The 15,773-nt window shown below is 70.6% G+C and carries 13 protein-coding genes; 7 read left to right on the top strand and 6 right to left on the bottom strand.

What is annotated here, in order from left to right:
* Positions 1-39: 39 nt before the first annotated feature.
* Both pseG and G537_RS0124165 read right to left on the bottom strand, forming a co-directional pair.
* A complete protein-coding gene (gene pseG / locus G537_RS0124170) occupies positions 40-1,071 on the bottom strand; it encodes a UDP-2,4-diacetamido-2,4,6-trideoxy-beta-L-altropyranose hydrolase (RefSeq protein ID WP_026872302.1) in 1,032 nt (343 codons plus the stop codon).
* A gap of 10 nt (positions 1,072-1,081) precedes the next feature.
* A complete protein-coding gene (locus tag G537_RS0124165; protein WP_026872301.1) occupies positions 1,082-1,405 on the bottom strand; it encodes a cupin domain-containing protein in 324 nt (107 codons plus the stop codon).
* A 158-nt stretch (positions 1,406-1,563) separates the two neighbouring features.
* Between G537_RS0124165 and G537_RS0124160 the strand changes: the two genes are divergently transcribed.
* From G537_RS0124160 to G537_RS0124150, 3 genes are all read left to right on the top strand, one after another.
* Positions 1,564-2,490 carry a substrate-binding domain-containing protein gene (locus tag G537_RS0124160; protein ID WP_211230492.1) on the top strand — a complete coding sequence of 309 codons (927 nt, stop codon included), beginning with the start codon at positions 1,564-1,566 and terminating at the stop codon, positions 2,488-2,490.
* A gap of 318 nt (positions 2,491-2,808) precedes the next feature.
* Complete coding sequence (locus tag G537_RS0124155) at positions 2,809-3,777, top strand: ABC transporter permease (protein ID WP_051249038.1); 969 nt, start codon at positions 2,809-2,811, stop codon at positions 3,775-3,777.
* Entirely contained in the window at positions 3,774-5,219 is a 1,446-nt protein-coding gene (locus G537_RS0124150; RefSeq protein ID WP_026872298.1) for a xylulokinase, read from the top strand. The genes G537_RS0124155 and G537_RS0124150 overlap by 4 nt, the downstream gene beginning before the upstream one ends.
* 47 nt (positions 5,220-5,266) lie before the next feature.
* On the opposite strand, the gene G537_RS39630 is transcribed toward G537_RS0124150, so the two are convergent.
* From G537_RS39630 to G537_RS0124135, 3 genes are all read right to left on the bottom strand, one after another.
* Positions 5,267-7,300, bottom strand: a complete 2,034-nt coding sequence (locus tag G537_RS39630) for a beta strand repeat-containing protein (RefSeq protein WP_026872297.1) — start codon at positions 7,298-7,300, stop codon at positions 5,267-5,269.
* A gap of 508 nt (positions 7,301-7,808) precedes the next feature.
* A complete protein-coding gene (locus tag G537_RS0124140; protein ID WP_026872296.1) occupies positions 7,809-8,270 on the bottom strand; it encodes an OsmC family protein in 462 nt (153 codons plus the stop codon).
* A complete protein-coding gene (locus tag G537_RS0124135; protein WP_026872295.1) occupies positions 8,267-8,884 on the bottom strand; it encodes a GntR family transcriptional regulator in 618 nt (205 codons plus the stop codon). Before G537_RS0124135 ends, G537_RS0124140 begins: the two co-directional genes overlap by 4 nt.
* Positions 8,885-9,042: 158 nt before the next feature.
* Between G537_RS0124135 and G537_RS0124130 the strand changes: the two genes are divergently transcribed.
* From G537_RS0124130 to G537_RS0124120, 3 genes are all read left to right on the top strand, one after another.
* On the top strand, positions 9,043-10,488 hold the full coding sequence (locus G537_RS0124130; RefSeq protein WP_155888745.1) for a phospholipase D-like domain-containing protein: 1,446 nt from the start codon (positions 9,043-9,045) through the stop codon (positions 10,486-10,488).
* 88 nt (positions 10,489-10,576) lie between these two features.
* Positions 10,577-11,173, top strand: coding sequence for a DUF2585 domain-containing protein (locus tag G537_RS0124125; RefSeq protein ID WP_081689007.1), 597 nt, complete (start codon positions 10,577-10,579; stop codon positions 11,171-11,173).
* A 14-nt stretch (positions 11,174-11,187) separates the two neighbouring features.
* Positions 11,188-12,906, top strand: a complete 1,719-nt coding sequence (locus tag G537_RS0124120) for an ABC transporter ATP-binding protein (protein ID WP_026872292.1) — start codon at positions 11,188-11,190, stop codon at positions 12,904-12,906.
* Positions 12,907-12,913: 7 nt separating this feature from the next.
* On the opposite strand, the gene G537_RS0124115 is transcribed toward G537_RS0124120, so the two are convergent.
* Positions 12,914-13,813, bottom strand: coding sequence for an alpha/beta fold hydrolase (locus tag G537_RS0124115; protein WP_026872291.1), 900 nt, complete (start codon positions 13,811-13,813; stop codon positions 12,914-12,916).
* A 153-nt stretch (positions 13,814-13,966) separates the two neighbouring features.
* Here G537_RS0124115 and G537_RS39625 point away from each other — a divergent pair, with 153 nt between their 5' ends.
* Complete coding sequence (locus G537_RS39625; protein ID WP_051249037.1) at positions 13,967-15,685, top strand: calcium-binding protein; 1,719 nt, start codon at positions 13,967-13,969, stop codon at positions 15,683-15,685.
* Positions 15,686-15,773: the final 88 nt, after the last annotated feature.

Below are 15,773 nucleotides of genomic sequence, written 5' to 3'. Positions count from 1 at the left end.
GACGTCGGCGCAGGGCACAACGAGTGTGAGAAATACGGGCTAGCTGCCGATCTCTTCAAGGATCGCCGCCGCCACTCGGCCGGCACCCTGCCCGTCGCACAGCGCGGCGGAGGCGCGCGACAGCCGATCCAGCCGGTCGCGATCCGCAAGGAACCCGGCGATCGCGGTCCGCAGGGCGGCGTCGTCCAGCGCCGCGCCATCCCCCGCCAGGGCGACGATGCCGGCCGAAGCCAGGGCCTGGGCCGTCGGCCGCTGGTTGTCGGCCAGGGTGACGGCCAGGGTGGGCAGCCCGAGACAGCAGCGCTCCCAGCTGCTGCTGCCCATCGCCCCGATCGCCGCATCCGCCTCCAGCATCGCCCGCGCCATGTCGTCGAGCCCGACATGGCAGCGGAAGCGCGGATCGGCCGCGGCAATCGCCTGCACCCGGGCGATGCTGGGCGCGGCCGGGCCCAGCACCACCTCGGCCCGGGCGAAATCCGGGATGGTCGCCAGGGCGGCGCAGACCCGGCCGGTGATGCCGCCGACATCGGTCAGGCCGAGCGATACCAGGATCGTCTGCGGCCGTCCGGCACTGCGGCGCCGCTGCAGCGCCGCCGGCCGCAGCGCCGCGAAGCCCGGGCGCAGCAGGGCGTAGTCGAGGCCGATTAGCCGCCGGCAGCCCTCCGGCAGCAGCCCGTCATAGGCGGCCGGATCGGCACCGAAATTCTGGTTCAGCAGCCAGTCGCAGCGATGCGGCGCCGCGATCAGATCGTCGATCACCAGCAGGCGGCGCGCAGCGGCGGCGAAGGCCTGCTCCTGCGGCGCCGTCCACCGGTAGAGGTCGCAGACCGCCGCATCGGCCCCGTCCGGCCAGGCCGCGCGGACCGCCGCCATTGCGGCCTCCGGCTCCGGCCCGACGGTCCGGCGGGCGACGGCGGCCAGGGCCGGCACCACCGCGTCGGCCTCCTCGTTCACCAGGAACAGGCATTCGGCGCCGCGGTCCGCCAGGGCACGGGCCAGGGACAGGCAGCGCATGGCGTGGCCGCCGCCGATCGCGGCCGACGCGTCCAGCCGGAAAGCGATGCGCGGCACGGCAGCGGTCTCAGACGGTCCAGCCGTCGAGGGCGCCCGGCCTCTTGATCTCGATCTCGACGAAGGCGATCGGGTGCGGCGAGCCGTTCATGACGTCGTGCCGGATGCCGGCGGGGCGCATGTAGGACTGGCCCTCGGCCAGCGGCACCGCCGTTTCGGTCTCGCCGTTGTGGATCCGCAGCGTTCCGGCCCGCAGCATGATGACGAAATAGGGGAAGCCGTGCTGGTGCCATCCGGTCGCGGCGCCGGGCTCGAAATCCCAGCGCGTGATCCGGACGGTGTCGTCGTCCTGCTGCACGGTCGGCGTCGCCCGCGGCGCATTCTCGAAGGCCATGGCTCTCCTGCTCCGGCGGACGGCGTGTGTCCGCACGGCGCACACAGTGCGGTTCGCGAGGGCCGAGGGCAAGCGGATGTGGAGGCGCCGTGGCGGCGTCGTTGTCAGCCCCGGGCGGAGGGGCTAGACAGGATGAAAAGCGCGGGGAGAGGCGGACGATGCGGGGATGGATGCGGGTGGTCGCCGTGGCGGCGACGGCGGTTGCGGCGGGGGCGGCCGCCCCGGCGGCGGCCGAGACGGTGTCGGTCTTGACCCCCTATCTCTCCGCCGTCGCCACCGGCGAGATGGTCGAGACCTTCAAGGCCGACGCCGCGGCGCGCGGCTGGACCGTGTCGGTGGTCGACACCGCCGGCGATTTCGGCGCCCTGGCCAGCCGGGTCGAGGATGTGGTCAACGCCCGCACCGGCGCGATCGTGCTGGTCTCGATCAACCCGGCGCAGATCCAGGACCAGGTCGGCAAGGCCGCGGCCGCCGGCATCCCGGTCTTCGCCGTCGACGGCGCGACGGGGCCGGGGGTGACGCTGAACGTCACCTCGGACAACCACGCCCTCGGCAAGACCATGACCGACCACCTGTTCGGCCGGCTGGGCGGGCGGGGGACGATCGTTCGCTTCTTCCATTCGGCCCATCCCGGCGTGCACCAGCGCGAGATCGCCCTCGACGAGGCGCTCGAGGCAACCCCGGGCATCCGCCAGGTGGCCGACCACTATGTCCAGGTGCCGGGCCAGATCGACGACAGCCGCAACGCCATGGAGGCGATGCTCGCCGCCAACCCGGCGCCGGGCGCGATCAACGCCGTCTGGGCGGCCTGGGACGAGCCCGGCATCGGCGCCCTCTTGGCGCTGCAGGCGGCCGGGCGCAGCGACATCGTCATCGCCGGCATCGACGGCAACCCGCAGGCGGTGGAGCTGATCCGGCAATGCACGCCCTTCATCGCCACGGTGCGGCAGAACTTCGCCGACATGGCGCGGATCACGGCCGAGCAGATGGCCAAGGTCTTCGCCGGCGGCAAGCCGGATGCGGCCGAGCTCTACGCGCCCGGCACGCTGATCACGCGCGAGAGTTTGGGCGTGGCCTGCCCGTGAGCCCTCTTCGGAACAGGCGTCACCCGCTCCTCTCTTGTCCACCGATTTGCAAGCGCATTCTATTTGCCTCTCCCGCTTGCGGGAGAGGTCGGAGACGCGAAGCGGCTCCGGGTGAGGGCAGCCCGGCCGCGACATCGGAGCTGGCGTTTCAGGAGAAGGGGAGAGCACGCGCTCGATCGCCGCGACGCTGTGCTTCGGCAGGGCCGCAATTCCCTCACCCGGCCATCCTTCGGATGTCCGACCTCTCCCGCAAGCGGGAGAGGCAATCGGCTCAAAGACCCGCCATCGGTATCTCCGATCGATGCGTGGATGCCGTAGATGGGGCTTTCCGGAGCGCGCATCGTGGCGGCTGAGGCGCGGCTGGTCGAACGCTTCGGCACGCCGGCGGCGCTGGCCCTGATCGTGCTCGGCTTCGGCCTGGCGCGGCCTGACGCCTTCGCCACCGCCGCCAACCTGCTCAACGTCACCCAGCAGATGGCGATCCTGGCGATCGTCGCCACCGCCGCGACCCTGGTCATGGTGATCGGCGAATTCGACCTGTCGGTCGGCTTCGTCGCCTCGCTCGCCGGCATCCTGGTGGTGAAGCTGCTGGCCGCCGGCCTTGGGCCGGGGCCGGCGATCCTGCTGTCGCTGCTGGCCTGCGGCCTGGTCGGCGCGGTCGGCGGGCTGGTGGTGCACGGGCTCAGGGCACCCTCCTTCATCGCCACCCTGGCGCTCGGCACCATCGCCTCCGGCCTCGCCTACTGGCTGTCCGGCGGGGCCAGCCTGTTCCAGGGGATCCCGCCGGGCTTCACCGCGCTCGCCCGGACGGCCGTGGGGCCGGTGCCGGTGCTGACGCTGTGGATGCTGGCGGTGCTGCTCGCGGCCGGCGGCACCCTGGCCTTGACCGTGTTCGGCCGGCGGCTGATCGCCATCGGCAGCAACCGCGAGGCGGCGCGCCTGTCCGGCGTGCCGATCGGCCGGCCGGTGATCGCCGTCTTCGCGATCTCCGCAGCGCTGTCCGGCCTTGCCGGGGTGCTGCTGGCGGCGCGCCTCGGCAGCGTCCAGCACACCATGGGCGAGAGCCTGCTGCTGCCGGCCTATGCCGCCGTCTTCCTCGGTATGACCGCCTTTCGCGGCGGCCGCCCGAACATGCTCGGCACCGCGGTCGGCGTCGCCATCATCGCGGTGCTGGCGAACGGGCTGACCATCCTCAACGTCGATCCCTTCTTCCAGAAGATGGTGACCGGCGCGATCATCATCGGCGCGGTGATGGTGCGCCGCTTCGGCATGGCGGCGTCGCGATGAGCATCCTCCTGGTCTTCGATCTCGGCACCACGGCGCTCAAACTCGTCGCCTTCGGCGGGGACGGCCACCCGGCGCGGCAGGTCGAAGCCCGCTATCCGACCCGCGCCACGCCCGGCGGCGGCCAGGAACAGGATCCGGAGGATTGGTGGACGGCCGCCGTGACCGCCTGCGCCGGCCTGCCGGCGGCGATGCGCGAATCGGTGCGGGCGGTCGCGCTGGTCGGCACCATGGAGAATCTGGTGGCGCTCGACGCCGGCGGGCGTCCGGTCCGGCCGGCGCTGCTGTACAGCGACGGCCGCAGTGGCGCGGTGTTCCCGCCGATCCGCGACCGGCTGCTGGCCGCGGATGCGCCGGCCGTTCTCGGCAACGCGCCCGGGCCGTTGAACACGGTCGCCAAGTTCCGCTGGCTGCAGCAGGCGGAGCCGGAAGCGGCGCGGCGGATCGCGACCCTCCTGCCGGGTGCGAAGGACTATCTGGCGCTGCGGCTGACCGGCTGGACCGCCACCGACCCGGCGGCCGGCACCACGGTCGGGCTGATGAATCTGGCGCGGCGCGAATGGTCGGCGCCGCTGGTCGAGGCCGTCGGCCTCGACCCCGCGCTGCTGCCGCCGATCCTGCCCGCCGACGCGCTGGTCGGGGAACTGCTGCCGGCGGCCGCGCTGGCGCTCGGCCTGCCCGCCGGATGCCCGGTGGTGAACGGCTGCGGCGACGCCGCGGCCTCCACCGTCGGGGCCGCCGGCGATGGCCAGTTGCACGTCTATCTCGGCACCAGCGGCTGGGTCGCGCGCAGCCGGCCGCTCGATCCCGCGGCGCTGCCGCGCCCCTTCACCACCCTCGCGCATCCGAGGGCCGGCTGGGCGATCGAGATCGCGCCGCTGCTCACCGCCGGCGACGCCGCCGGCTGGTTCGGCCGGATCGCCGGGGCCGAGCTCGCGGCGCTCGACGCCGAGGCGGAAGCCGCCGATGCGGCGCCGCCGGAGACCTTGTTCCTGCCTTATCTCAAGGGCGAGCGCTCACCCTTCGTCGACCTGGCGGTGCGCGGCGCCCTGCTCGACCTCGACATCGCCCAGGGCCGCGGCGCCCTGCATTATGCGGTGCTCGAAGGGGTGGCGTTGGCGCTGCGCAACAATCTCGATGCGATGGCGGCGGCGCCGGGGCCGATCCGGCTGACCGGCGGCGGCGGCGCCAGCCGGGTCTGGCCGCAGCTCATCGCCGATGCGACCGGGCGGACGGTGGAGTGCGCCGACCTGCCGACCGCGACCACGGCGATGGGCGGCTATCGCATCGCCGCGGCGGCGCTGGGATGGCCGGCGCCGCCGGACATGATCGGCATGGTCCACGAGCCGCGGCCGGACCGGATGTCCCGGGCCGGCCGCCGTCTGGCCCGGTTTCGCCAGGCCACCGAGGAGGCGCGGCGCCGCGCGGCCGAAAGGGTGGAATAAGAAAGGGCCGCCCCGAAGGGCGGCCCAGAGCATGTCTACGGCTTCGCTTACAGCACGAAGTCGGTCGCGGTGAGGGTCAGCGAACCCGCGAAGCTGATGATGAGGTCCGCCGCCTTGTCGCCGTTGGTGTCGCCCCAGACGAGGGTGCCCTCGGCGGTGGTGAAGAAGCGCAGCTGGCCCGCCACACCCGTGAAGTCCGAGGTGCCGATGAAGGTGAAGGCCTGGTCACCGGCGACGGTGGTGTTCGCGTCGATCGTCGCGAGATGGACCTTGTCGCCCTGATCCGAGCCGAAGTCGTGGATCAGATCGACGCCGGTGACGCTGTTGCTGTCTGCCGTCGAGCCGAAGACGAAGGTGTCCGCCCCGGCGTCGCCGATCAGCTCGTCGACGCCGCCGCCACCGCGCAGGACGTCGTCACCGGCATAGCCGCGGAGGATGTTCTTCGTGGCGGTGCCGACCAGCGAGTCGTTGAACTGCGAGCCGCCGATGTTCTCGACATCGATCAGCAGGTCGCCCTGGGCATGGCCGCCGAGGCCCTGGCCCGTGGTGAGGTTCACCGTCACCCCGGCATTGCTCTCGAAGTAATAGGCCGTGTCCTGTCCGGCGCCGCCATTGATGGTGTCGGCCCCGGCGCCGCCGCGCAGGTCGTCCGCGCCGCCGCCGCCGTTGAGCACGTCGTTGCCGGCATTCCCGCGCAGGTCGTTGTAGCCGTCGTTGCCGGTCAGGGTGTCGTCGAAGCGCGAGCCGAACAGCCGCTCGATGCTGGTCAGGGTGTCGCCCTGGGCATCGCCGCCCGTGCCGGTGCCGGTGGCCAGGTTGACGGTCACCGCGGCCGAGGAGCTCTCGTAGCTCGCCACGTCCAGGCCGGCGCCGCCGTTCAGCGCATCCGCGCCGGCGCCGCCGATCAGGATGTCGTTGGCGCCCATGCCGAAGATCGTGTCGTTGCCGGCCCCGCCCGAAAGGACGTTGTCGTGGAAGTCGCCGGTCAGGCTGTCGTTGAAGGCCGAGCCGGCGACATTCTCGATATTGGCCAGCGAATCGCCCGCGGCGTCGCCGCCGGTGTTGACGTTGGTGGTCAGGTTGACCGTCACGCCGGCGTTGGAGTTCGAGTAGTAGGCGGTGTCGACGCCGGTGCCGCCGTCCAGGCTGTCCGCCCCGCGGCCGCCGATGAGGACATCGTTGCCGCCGAGGCCGACGAGGATGTCGTTGCCGAGATAGCCGTTCAGGATGTTGGCGGTCTCGTTGCCGGTCAGCCGGTCGTCGAAGGTGCTGCCGCTGACGCTCTCGACTCCGGTCAGCACGTCGCCGGAGGCGTGGCCGCCGGTGACGATGCCGGTGGTCAGGTTGATGGTGACGCCGGCGTTGGAGTTCGAATAGTTGACGGTGTCGTTGCCGGTGCCGCCGTCGATGGTGTCCTTCCCGGCGCCGCCGGTGATGGTGTCGTCGCCAGCCCCGCCGTTGAGGACGTTGTCGCCGGCGCTGCCGATCATGACGTCGTTGAAGCGCGAGCCGGTGACGTTCTCGATGCCGATCAGCGTGTCGTTTTCGGTGCCGCCGCTGTTGGTGGCGGTTCCGGCCGTCAGGTCGATGGTCATCCCCGACGCCGCGTCGACATAGTTGACGGTGTCGACGCCGGCACCGCCGTCCATCCGGTCATTCCCGGCCCCGCCGATCAGCACATCGTTACCGGCGCCGCCGTTGAGGGTGTCGTCCCCCGCCAGGCCGGCCAGGGTGTTGCTGGTGGCGTCGCCGGTGATGGTGTCGGCGAAGGCCGAGCCGACGACGTTCTCGAAGCCGATGCTGACCAGGTCGCCGGTGGCATCGCCGCCGCTGTTCAGGCTGATCAGCCCCAGCAGGCCGGGCTCGAGGCTCACATTCACCGCCGCGGGCGAGGTCTCGTAGCTCAGCGTGTCGATGCCGTCGCCGCCGCTGATGACGTCGGCTCCGCCCTTGCCCTCAACGACGTCGTTGCCGTCGCCGCCGCTCAGCACATCCACGACGTTCCCGCCGACCAGCACCTCGTCGTTGGTGTCGTCGAGATTGACGCCCAACAGCCCCAGGAGTTCCAGTGACAAAGCCATATTCGTTCTCCGCTATCGCGATTCAGCAATTGGGTCCCAGCGCTGCCGGCACACGGCGCCGCCATTTGACCCACGATTACAAAATCGTCGTCACCAAACAACTTAAAGGATCATGACAAGGCTGATGGATCCTCTTCGGCATCACAATAGACGCAAGAAAATTCATTATGTTATTTCGAGTAATAATGAATTATATTTCTTGAAGAAGAAATTTTATTACCGGAACTATGGAGATGGTTTCAAAGGCGCTCGAAAATGGATAAAAATTTCCGAATATCGGCTCGTTTCGTTGTCCTCGGCGACCGAGGCGAGGGGCTGAGCTCAAAAATGGCCATCGCGTTGGAATTAAATTCCGCAGCTGAGAAATGATCGACCCGTCTGTTGCGTAAATTGCATACATAGCATGCTCTCAGCGCATATCAAAAAAAGTCGGCTGCCGGCCGCGACCGCTTGGTCCGATGGATTGTCCGCCGGGCATCGAGCCGCGGCGGACAATCCGTGGAAGAGATCAGACCAGCCGAGTCTCGATCATGGTCTTCACCGAATTGGCCAGGAAGCACTGCTCATGGGCGGCATGATGCATCGCCTCCTCGGTGGCGTGGTCCGGCGCCGGCCCGGCATAGGTCACGCGGGGGTTCAGCACCACCCGGGTGACCGCGATCCGGCCCTCGGCGTTCTTCTCCATCACCCCTTCCACCGTGTCGCTGTAGCGGTCGACGGCGAAGCGCCGCTTGGCCGCGATCGACAGGAAGGTCAGCATGTGGCAGCTCGCCAGGGCGGCGATGTAGGCCTCCTCCGGATCGACCGCCTCCGGGGCCGAGAAGGGCGGGGGCACGACATGCGGCGAGGCCGAGGCCGGCACCTCGACGCCGCCGTCGAATCGCCAGAGATGCGCCCGGCTGTAGCGGCCGTCGGTGAAGGCGATGTCCGGCGGGCGCTGCCACAGCACCGTGGCCTGGTACTGACTCATGAGGTCTCTCCCGGTTGCGGTTCGGCCGCCGTCTGCAGATGGATGGCCAGGGCGGCGACCGCGGCGGCGGCGTCGCCGGCCCGGCAGGCGGCGAGGATGGTCTCGTGCTGTGCCGCCATCGCGGCACGGAAGGCGGAGCCAGGGGGCTGCAGCGCATAGGCGCGCCGCCCTTCCCGCCGCAGCGAATCGATCAGGCGCAGCATCCGGGCATTGCCGCAGGCGCCGTACAGGACGGCGTGGAAGGCGACGTCCAGCTCCTCGATCGCCGCCGGATCCTCTTCCTCGGCCAGGTCCTCGGCCAGCCGCGCGGCCCGGCGCAGGTCGCGCGGCTCCAGCCGGGGCAGCGACAGGCGCAGGGCCTCGCCTTCGACCAGGATGCGCAGGGCCGCCAGCTCGCGGCTGTCCCCGGCCGACAGGCCGGCGACGGCCAGGCTGCGGTCGGACCGGCGCACCACCAGTCCTTCGGCCAGCAGCCGGTCCAGCGCCTGCCGCACCGGCTGTCGGCTGACCCCGAACCGCTCCGCCAGGCTCTCCTGGCGCAGCACCGTGTCCGGCGGCAGAAGGCGCGCCTCGATGTCCAGCCGCAGCGCGTCGGCGATCGAATTTGGATCCATGGATCCAAACTATCCTGGGGCCAGCGTGGCGTCAATCCTTCCGCGGCGCTCGACCGTCGCCGGCGGGCCGATATGCTGCGGGTGTCGCCTCGCCGATCCTTGCCGGGATCGCTCGGTCCTGGCAGGGAGGATGGCGGGACATCCGACCCGTGGACGGCATGAACGGTTTCTGGACGACGTACTGGTCCGACATCGTGCTGGCGGCCAGCCTCGTGCTCGGCGTCGCCGGCGCCGTCCATGCGATCATGACCAAGGACGACGTGCGCGCCGCCACCGGCTGGGTCGGCGTGATCGTGCTGAACCCGATCCTCGGCGCCGTCATCTATCTGGTCCTGGGCGTCAACCGGGTGCGGCGCGCCGCCATCGCGCGCCGGCGCCGCCGGTCGGGCGCCGGCATGGACGACCGGGAGACGGGGCCGGAGGTGGATGTGGCCGCGGCCTCGGCGCCGCAATTCGCCTCGCTGCAGCGGCTCGGCGACCGGGTCTCGCCCTTTGCGGTGACCGCGGGCAACGAGCTGCGGCTGCTGCAGGGGGGTGACGAGGCCTATCCGGCGATGCTGGAGGCGATCCGCGGTGCCCGGTCCGCGATCGCGCTGCAGAGCTACATCTTCGACAACGACCCGGTCGGGCGGGAGATCGCCGGGGCGCTGATCGAGGCGGCGCGGCGCGGGGTCGAGGTGCGGGTGCTGATCGACGGCATCGGCGCGCGCTATTCGCGGCCCCAGATCGTCGGCGTGCTGCGGGCGGGCGGCGTCAGGACGGCGCGGTTCATGGGCAACGTCATCGGCCTCAAGCTGCCCTATGCGAATCTCCGCTGCCACCGCAAGCTGCTGGTGGTGGACGGCGAGACCGCCTTCACCGGCGGCATGAACATCCGGGCGCAGTTCTCCAGCGCGCACGCCGATGGGCCCGTGGGCCGCGACGTCCACGCCCGCATCCGCGGTCCGCTGGTGCAGAGCCTGCTGACGGCCTTCGTCCAGGACTGGCGGTTCACGACGGGAGAGCGGCTGCACGGCCAAGCCTGGCGGTCGCTGCCGCGGCCGCTGCCGGCGCCGTCGGTGCTGGCCCGGGCCATCCTGTCCGGGCCGGACGTCACCCTCGGCTCGAATCACAGCCTGGTGATGGGGGCGATCGCCGTGGCGCAGCGCTCGATCCGCATCTGCTCGCCCTATTTCCTGCCCGACCTGCCGCTGACCAGCGCGCTGGCCATCGCGGCGCAGCGCGGGGTCGAGGTCGACATCGTCATCCCCAGCGTGAACAACCTGGCCCTGATCGACTTCGCCATGACGGCGCAGCTCGACCAGGTGCTGCGGCCCGGCTGCCGGGTGTGGCGGGCGACCGGCCCGTTCGACCATTCCAAGCTGATGGCGGTGGACGGCGCCTGGGCGCTGATCGGGTCCTCCAACCTCGATTCGCGCAGCCTGCGGCTCAACTTCGAGCTGGATGTCGAGATCTACGACCGCGGCGTCGCCGGCGAGATCGACGCCGCGATCCGGCAGCGCATCGCCACCGCCCGGCCGGAGACGCTGGACACGCTGCGGGCCCGGCCGTTCCTGACCCGGCTGCGCAACCGGACGGTGTGGCTGGCGTCGCCCTATCTCTGACAGCAACGGCCTGTCATGCCGAATCCGGCGCGTCGTCCCGACGTCTGCGAATGGTTTGCAGGCTTCCGGCCGTGGTAGGACTGCGCTCATGCTGAACGGATCCTCCACAGTGACGCGGCCGGACCGCCTGCCGTCGCGCCTCTATCTCCTGCTCGGCCTCGGCCTGGTCGTGGCGACGGCGGCGTTTTTGCTGGCCATGGGCCGGGTGCCGATCTGCGCCTGCGGCACGGTCAGGCTGTGGGCGCCGGACGCGATGGGCGCGGACAATTCCCAGCACATCGCCGACTGGTACACGCCGTCGCACATCATCCACGGCTTCCTGTTCTTCGGGCTGACCTGGCTGCTGGCCCGGCGCCTGCCGCTCGGGGCCCGGGCGCTGATCGCCGTGCTGATCGAATGCGCCTGGGAGCTCGCCGAGAACAGCCCGATGGTGATCGACCGCTACCGCGAGGCGACGATCGCGCTCGGCTACACAGGCGACAGCGTCCTGAACTCGGTCTTCGACATCGTCTTCATGCTGGCGGGCTTCGCCTTCGCGGCGCGGGCGCCGGTCTGGCTGACCGTGGCGCTGGCGGTGTTCTTCGAGCTGCTGACCGGCTGGCTGATCCGCGACAACCTGACCCTGAACGTGCTGATGCTGCTGCACCCCGTCGATTCGATCCGGGCGTGGCAGGCCGGCGGCTGATCTCGAGACGACCGATGTTGAGACGCTTCTTCGCCTACTACCGGCCGCATCGCGGGCTGTTCCTGCTCGACTTCTGCTGCGCCATCGTCTCCGGCCTGCTCGAGCTCGGCTTCCCGATCGCGGTCAAGGTCTTCGTCGACAGCCTGATGCCGAGCGGGAACTGGCCGCTGATCCTGCTGGCCGCGGCCGGGCTGCTCGCGGTCTACGTCGCCAACACCGGCCTGATGGCGGTGGTGACCTATTGGGGTCACATGCTCGGCATCAACATCGAGACCGAGATGCGGCGGAAGGCCTTCGACCATCTGCAGAAGCTGTCCTTCAGCTTCTTCGACAACCAGAAGACCGGCCATCTGGTCGGCCGGCTGACCAAGGACCTGGAGGAGATCGGCGAGGTCGCGCATCACGGGCCGGAGGACCTGTTCATCGCGGTCATGACCTTCATCGGCGCCTTCGCGCTGATGCTGACGGTCCATCTCGAGCTGGCGCTGATCACCGCGGCGATCGTGCCGCTGACCGCCTGGCTGACCAGCCGCTACGGCGGCCGCATGACCCGCAACTGGCAGGCCCTGTACGGCCGGGTCGGCAACTTCAACGTGCGGATCGAGGAGAATGTCGGCGGCATCCGCGTGGTGCAGGCCTTCGCCAATGAGGAGCACGAGCGGCGGCTGTTCGCGCAGGACAACCAGAACTACCGCCGCACCAAGCTCGACGCCTACCGGATCATGGCGGCCAGCACCTCGCTCAGCTATCTCAGCATGCGGCTGATCCAGATGGTGGTGATGATCGCCGGCGCCTATTTCGTGCTGACCGGGCGGCTCAGCGAAGGCGGCTTCGTCGGGTTCCTGCTGCTGGTCAACGTGTTCTTCCGCCCGATCGACAAGATCAACTCGGTGATCGAGACCTACCCCAAGGGCATCGCCGGCTTCCGCCGCTACACCGAGCTCCTGGACACCGAGCCGGACATCGTCGATCGGCCGGGCGCGGTCGACGTGCCGGCGCTGCGGGGCGACATCCGCTACGAGGGCGTCAGCTTCGGCTACGGTGACGGGACGCCGGTGCTGCGCGGCATCGACCTCGCCATCCGGGCCGGCGAGACCGTGGCCTTCGTCGGTCCCTCCGGCGCCGGCAAGACCACGATCTGCTCGCTGCTGCCGCGCTTCTACGAGGTCCAGGACGGCCGCATCACCATCGACGGCATCGACATCCGCGACATGACGCTGGCCTCGCTGCGCCGCCAGATCGGCGTGGTGCAGCAGGACGTGTTCCTGTTCGCCGGCACGATCCGCGAGAACATCGCCTATGGCCGGCTGGACGCGACCGAGGCCGAGATCATGGAGGCGGCGCGCCGCGCCCGGCTCGACGGCGTCATCGCCGGCCTGCCGGACGGGCTGGACACGGTGATCGGCGAGCGCGGCGTGAAGCTGTCGGGCGGTCAGAAGCAGCGCCTGGCGATCGCCCGCATGTTCCTGAAGAACCCGCCGATCCTGATCCTGGACGAGGCCACCTCGGCCCTGGATACGGAGACGGAGCAGGCGATCCAGCAGTCGCTGGCCGAGCTGTCGGAAGGCCGCACCACGCTGGTGATCGCCCATCGCCTCGCCACCATCCAGCACGCCGACCGCATCGTCGTGGTCGACGCCAACGGCATCGCCGAGCAGGGGCGGCACCGCGACCTGGTCGCCGCCGGCGGCCTCTACCGCCGGCTGCACGACGCGCAATACGGGACGCGTTGAGCGGCCGTCAGCGGCCGGCCCAGTCCCGGACGGTCAACATCGCCTCGGCGAAGGCCTCGGGCGCCTCCTGCGGCAGGTTGTGGCCGATCCCCGGCGTCACCACTCGGTGCTCGTGCCGGCCGGTGAAGCGGCTGGCGTGATGGGCGGTGCCGCCGGGCGGCATCACCCCGTCGGCGTCGCCGTCCAGCGTGATCGCCGGCACGGTAATCGGCGGCTGCGCCGCCAGCCGGCGCTCCACCTCCGCCACCGCCGGGTCGCCCTCGACCAGGGCGAAACGGTGGCGGTAGGAGTGGATCACGACCTCGACGAAATCCGGATTGTCGAAGGATGCGGCGCTGCGCCCATAGGTGGCGTCGTCGAAGCGCCATTCCGGCGACCACAGCCGCCACAGCAGGCGGCACAGCTCGCGCCGGTTGCGCTCCAGCCCCCGTCGGCCGCGCTCGCCGTGGAAATAGTACTGGTACCAGTAGCGGAACTCGGCCTCGGGCGAGGCAGGCTCGCCCGATCGGGCGATGTCCTGGATGTTGTAGCCGTTGACCGAGACCAGACCGCGCGCCCGCTCCGGCCACAGCGCCGCGACGATGCAGGCGGCGCGGCCGCCCCAGTCGTAGCCGCCCAGCACCGCCGATTCGATCCCCAGCGCGTCCAGCAGCGTCAGCAGGTCGTGCCCCAGCGCCGCCTGCTCGCCCGACCGCGGCGTCTCCGCCGACAGGAACCGGGTCGGGCCGTAGCCGCGCAGATAGGGCACGATCACCCGGGCGCCGCGCGCGGCGAGGCGCGGCGCGACCTCGTCATAGCTGTGGATGTCGTAGGGGAAGCCGTGCAGCAGCACCGCCGGCCAGCCCGCCGGGTCGCCGGTCTCCTCATAGGCGACGTTCAGCACCCCGGCATCGATCCGCTTCAGCATGGGCTGCCCTCCTGCGCTCGAACCCGGCCATTGGAGCACATCCGGCGGCGGAGGTGACCCCGGTAACACGCGCCCCTCCGCGCGTCCGGCATCTTGGCGGCGTGAGACACCGAGCGGCGGCCGGCGGCCGCCACCAGAGAAGGGGAATGATCCATGGCCATCATCAACGGTACGGATGCCGGCGAAACCCTGCCCGGCACGGACGATGCCGACACCATCAACGCCAAGGGCGGTAACGACGTCGTGATCGGCAGGAAGGGCGACGACACCGCCTTTCTCGGCGCCGGCAACGACACGTTCGGCTGGGCCCCGGGCGACGGCAGCGACACCGTGGACGGCGAGGCGGGCACCGACACGCTCGCCTTCCTCGGCGCGGGGACGGACGAGAACATCCAGATCTTCGCCAACGCCGGAAAGGCGATCTTCTTCCGCGACATCGCCGCGGTGACCATGACCCTGGACAATGTCGAACGCATCCAGTTCCAGGCGCTCGGCGGGTCGGATCTGATCGCCCTCAACAATCTGGCCGGCACCGACGTCAAGCATGTGGCGATCGATCTCGCCGGCGTGCTGGGCGGCACCGCCGGCGACGGCGTGACGGACACGGTGACCATCAACGGCGCCGCCGCCGGTGCCGCCGACGTGATCACGCTGTCGCAGACCGGCACGGGAACGGCCGCGACCGTGGTGGTGAACGGCCTGGCCGCGCAGACGACGATCGCGCATTTCGACGCGGGCGACCACCTGATCATCGACGGGCTCGGCGGCAACGACCGGATCGATGCGCGGGCGCTGCCGCAGTCGATGGTCCTGGTCCTCAACGGCGGCGAAGGGAACGACACGCTGGCCGGAAGCGCCGGGGCGGACCTGCTGCTCGGCGGCGCCGGCAACGACATCGTGATCGGGGCCAAGGGCGACGACACCGCCTTCCTGGGCGCCGGCGACGACACCTTCTTCTGGGCGCCGGGCGAGGGCAGCGACACGGTCGAGGGCGGCTTCGGCACCGACGACCTGGCCTTCCTGGGCGCCGGCGCCGCCGAGACGGTCGACATCCTGGCCAATTTCGGGCGCACGACCTTCTTCCGCGACATCGCCTCGATCAACATGGACCTGAACGATGTCGAGCGCATCCAGTTCACCGCGCTCGGCGGCGCCGACAAGGTCACGGTCCATGACCTGACCGGGACCGAGACCACCCGCGTCGGCATCGATCTGGCCGGGGCCCCGGGCGGCACGACCGGCGACGGCGCGGTCGATGCGGTGACCGTGGAGGGCACCGCCGGCGCCGACAAGATCTCGCTCTCGTCCTCCGGCGCGGCGATCGGCATCGGCGGGCTGAAGGCGACGGTCTCGATCCAGCATTCGGAAGCGGCCGACCTGCTGACGGTCGCTGCCGGCGCCGGCAACGACGTGATCCACGCCGGGGCGGTGGCGGCCGGCAAGATCAGCCTGACGCTGGATGGCGGGGCGGGCGACGACAAGCTGGTCGGCAGCGCCGGGAACGACATCCTTCGCGGCGACGCCGGCACCGACATCCAGACCGGCGGCGCCGGGGCGGACCGGTTCGTGTTCACCGCGCCGTCGGACAGCCTGCTCGGGCCCGTCGCCGACAAGATCCTCGATTTCAGCAAGGCCCAGCACGACAGGATCGATCTGTCGGCGATCGACGCCAATATCGGCGCGGCAGGCGACCAGACGTTCCACTTCATCGGCACGGGTCTCTACACCCATACCGCCGGCCAACTGCGCTATGCCTTCACCTCGCCCACGACCACCACGGTCGCCGGCGACATCAACGGCGACGGCGCTTCCGACTTCCACATCGTGCTCAACGGCCATGTCGCCCTGACGGCGGCGGACTTCGTGCTGTAGCCCGGGGGAGGCCGGGCGCTTGGGCCTCGCGCTCGGGCACCCGGCACTGGCGCGGCGGCGCCGTTCCTGCTATCGACCGCGGCCGTCC

Source organism: Inquilinus limosus DSM 16000 (assembly GCF_000423185.1).
GTDB lineage: Bacteria > Pseudomonadota > Alphaproteobacteria > DSM-16000 > Inquilinaceae > Inquilinus > Inquilinus limosus.
This window is presented reverse-complemented; position numbering and strand designations above follow the sequence as displayed.

What these genes read in the sequence shown, in the direction of transcription:
- G537_RS0124165 (WP_026872301.1), bottom strand. Translation starts at nt 1,405, where the DNA reads ATGGCCTTCGAGAATGCGCCGCGGGCGACGCCGACCGTGCAGCAGGAC.
- G537_RS0124160 (WP_211230492.1), top strand. Translation starts at nt 1,564, where the DNA reads ATGCGGGGATGGATGCGGGTGGTCGCCGTGGCGGCGACGGCGGTTGCG.
- G537_RS0124155 (WP_051249038.1), top strand. Translation starts at nt 2,809, where the DNA reads ATGGGGCTTTCCGGAGCGCGCATCGTGGCGGCTGAGGCGCGGCTGGTC.
- G537_RS0124150 (WP_026872298.1), top strand. Translation starts at nt 3,774, where the DNA reads ATGAGCATCCTCCTGGTCTTCGATCTCGGCACCACGGCGCTCAAACTC.
- G537_RS39630 (WP_026872297.1), bottom strand. Translation starts at nt 7,300, where the DNA reads ATGGCTTTGTCACTGGAACTCCTGGGGCTGTTGGGCGTCAATCTCGAC.
- G537_RS0124140 (WP_026872296.1), bottom strand. Translation starts at nt 8,270, where the DNA reads ATGAGTCAGTACCAGGCCACGGTGCTGTGGCAGCGCCCGCCGGACATC.
- G537_RS0124135 (WP_026872295.1), bottom strand. Translation starts at nt 8,884, where the DNA reads ATGGATCCAAATTCGATCGCCGACGCGCTGCGGCTGGACATCGAGGCG.
- G537_RS0124130 (WP_155888745.1), top strand. Translation starts at nt 9,043, where the DNA reads ATGAACGGTTTCTGGACGACGTACTGGTCCGACATCGTGCTGGCGGCC.
- G537_RS0124125 (WP_081689007.1), top strand. Translation starts at nt 10,577, where the DNA reads ATGCTGAACGGATCCTCCACAGTGACGCGGCCGGACCGCCTGCCGTCG.
- G537_RS0124120 (WP_026872292.1), top strand. Translation starts at nt 11,188, where the DNA reads ATGTTGAGACGCTTCTTCGCCTACTACCGGCCGCATCGCGGGCTGTTC.
- G537_RS0124115 (WP_026872291.1), bottom strand. Translation starts at nt 13,813, where the DNA reads ATGCTGAAGCGGATCGATGCCGGGGTGCTGAACGTCGCCTATGAGGAG.
- G537_RS39625 (WP_051249037.1), top strand. Translation starts at nt 13,967, where the DNA reads ATGGCCATCATCAACGGTACGGATGCCGGCGAAACCCTGCCCGGCACG.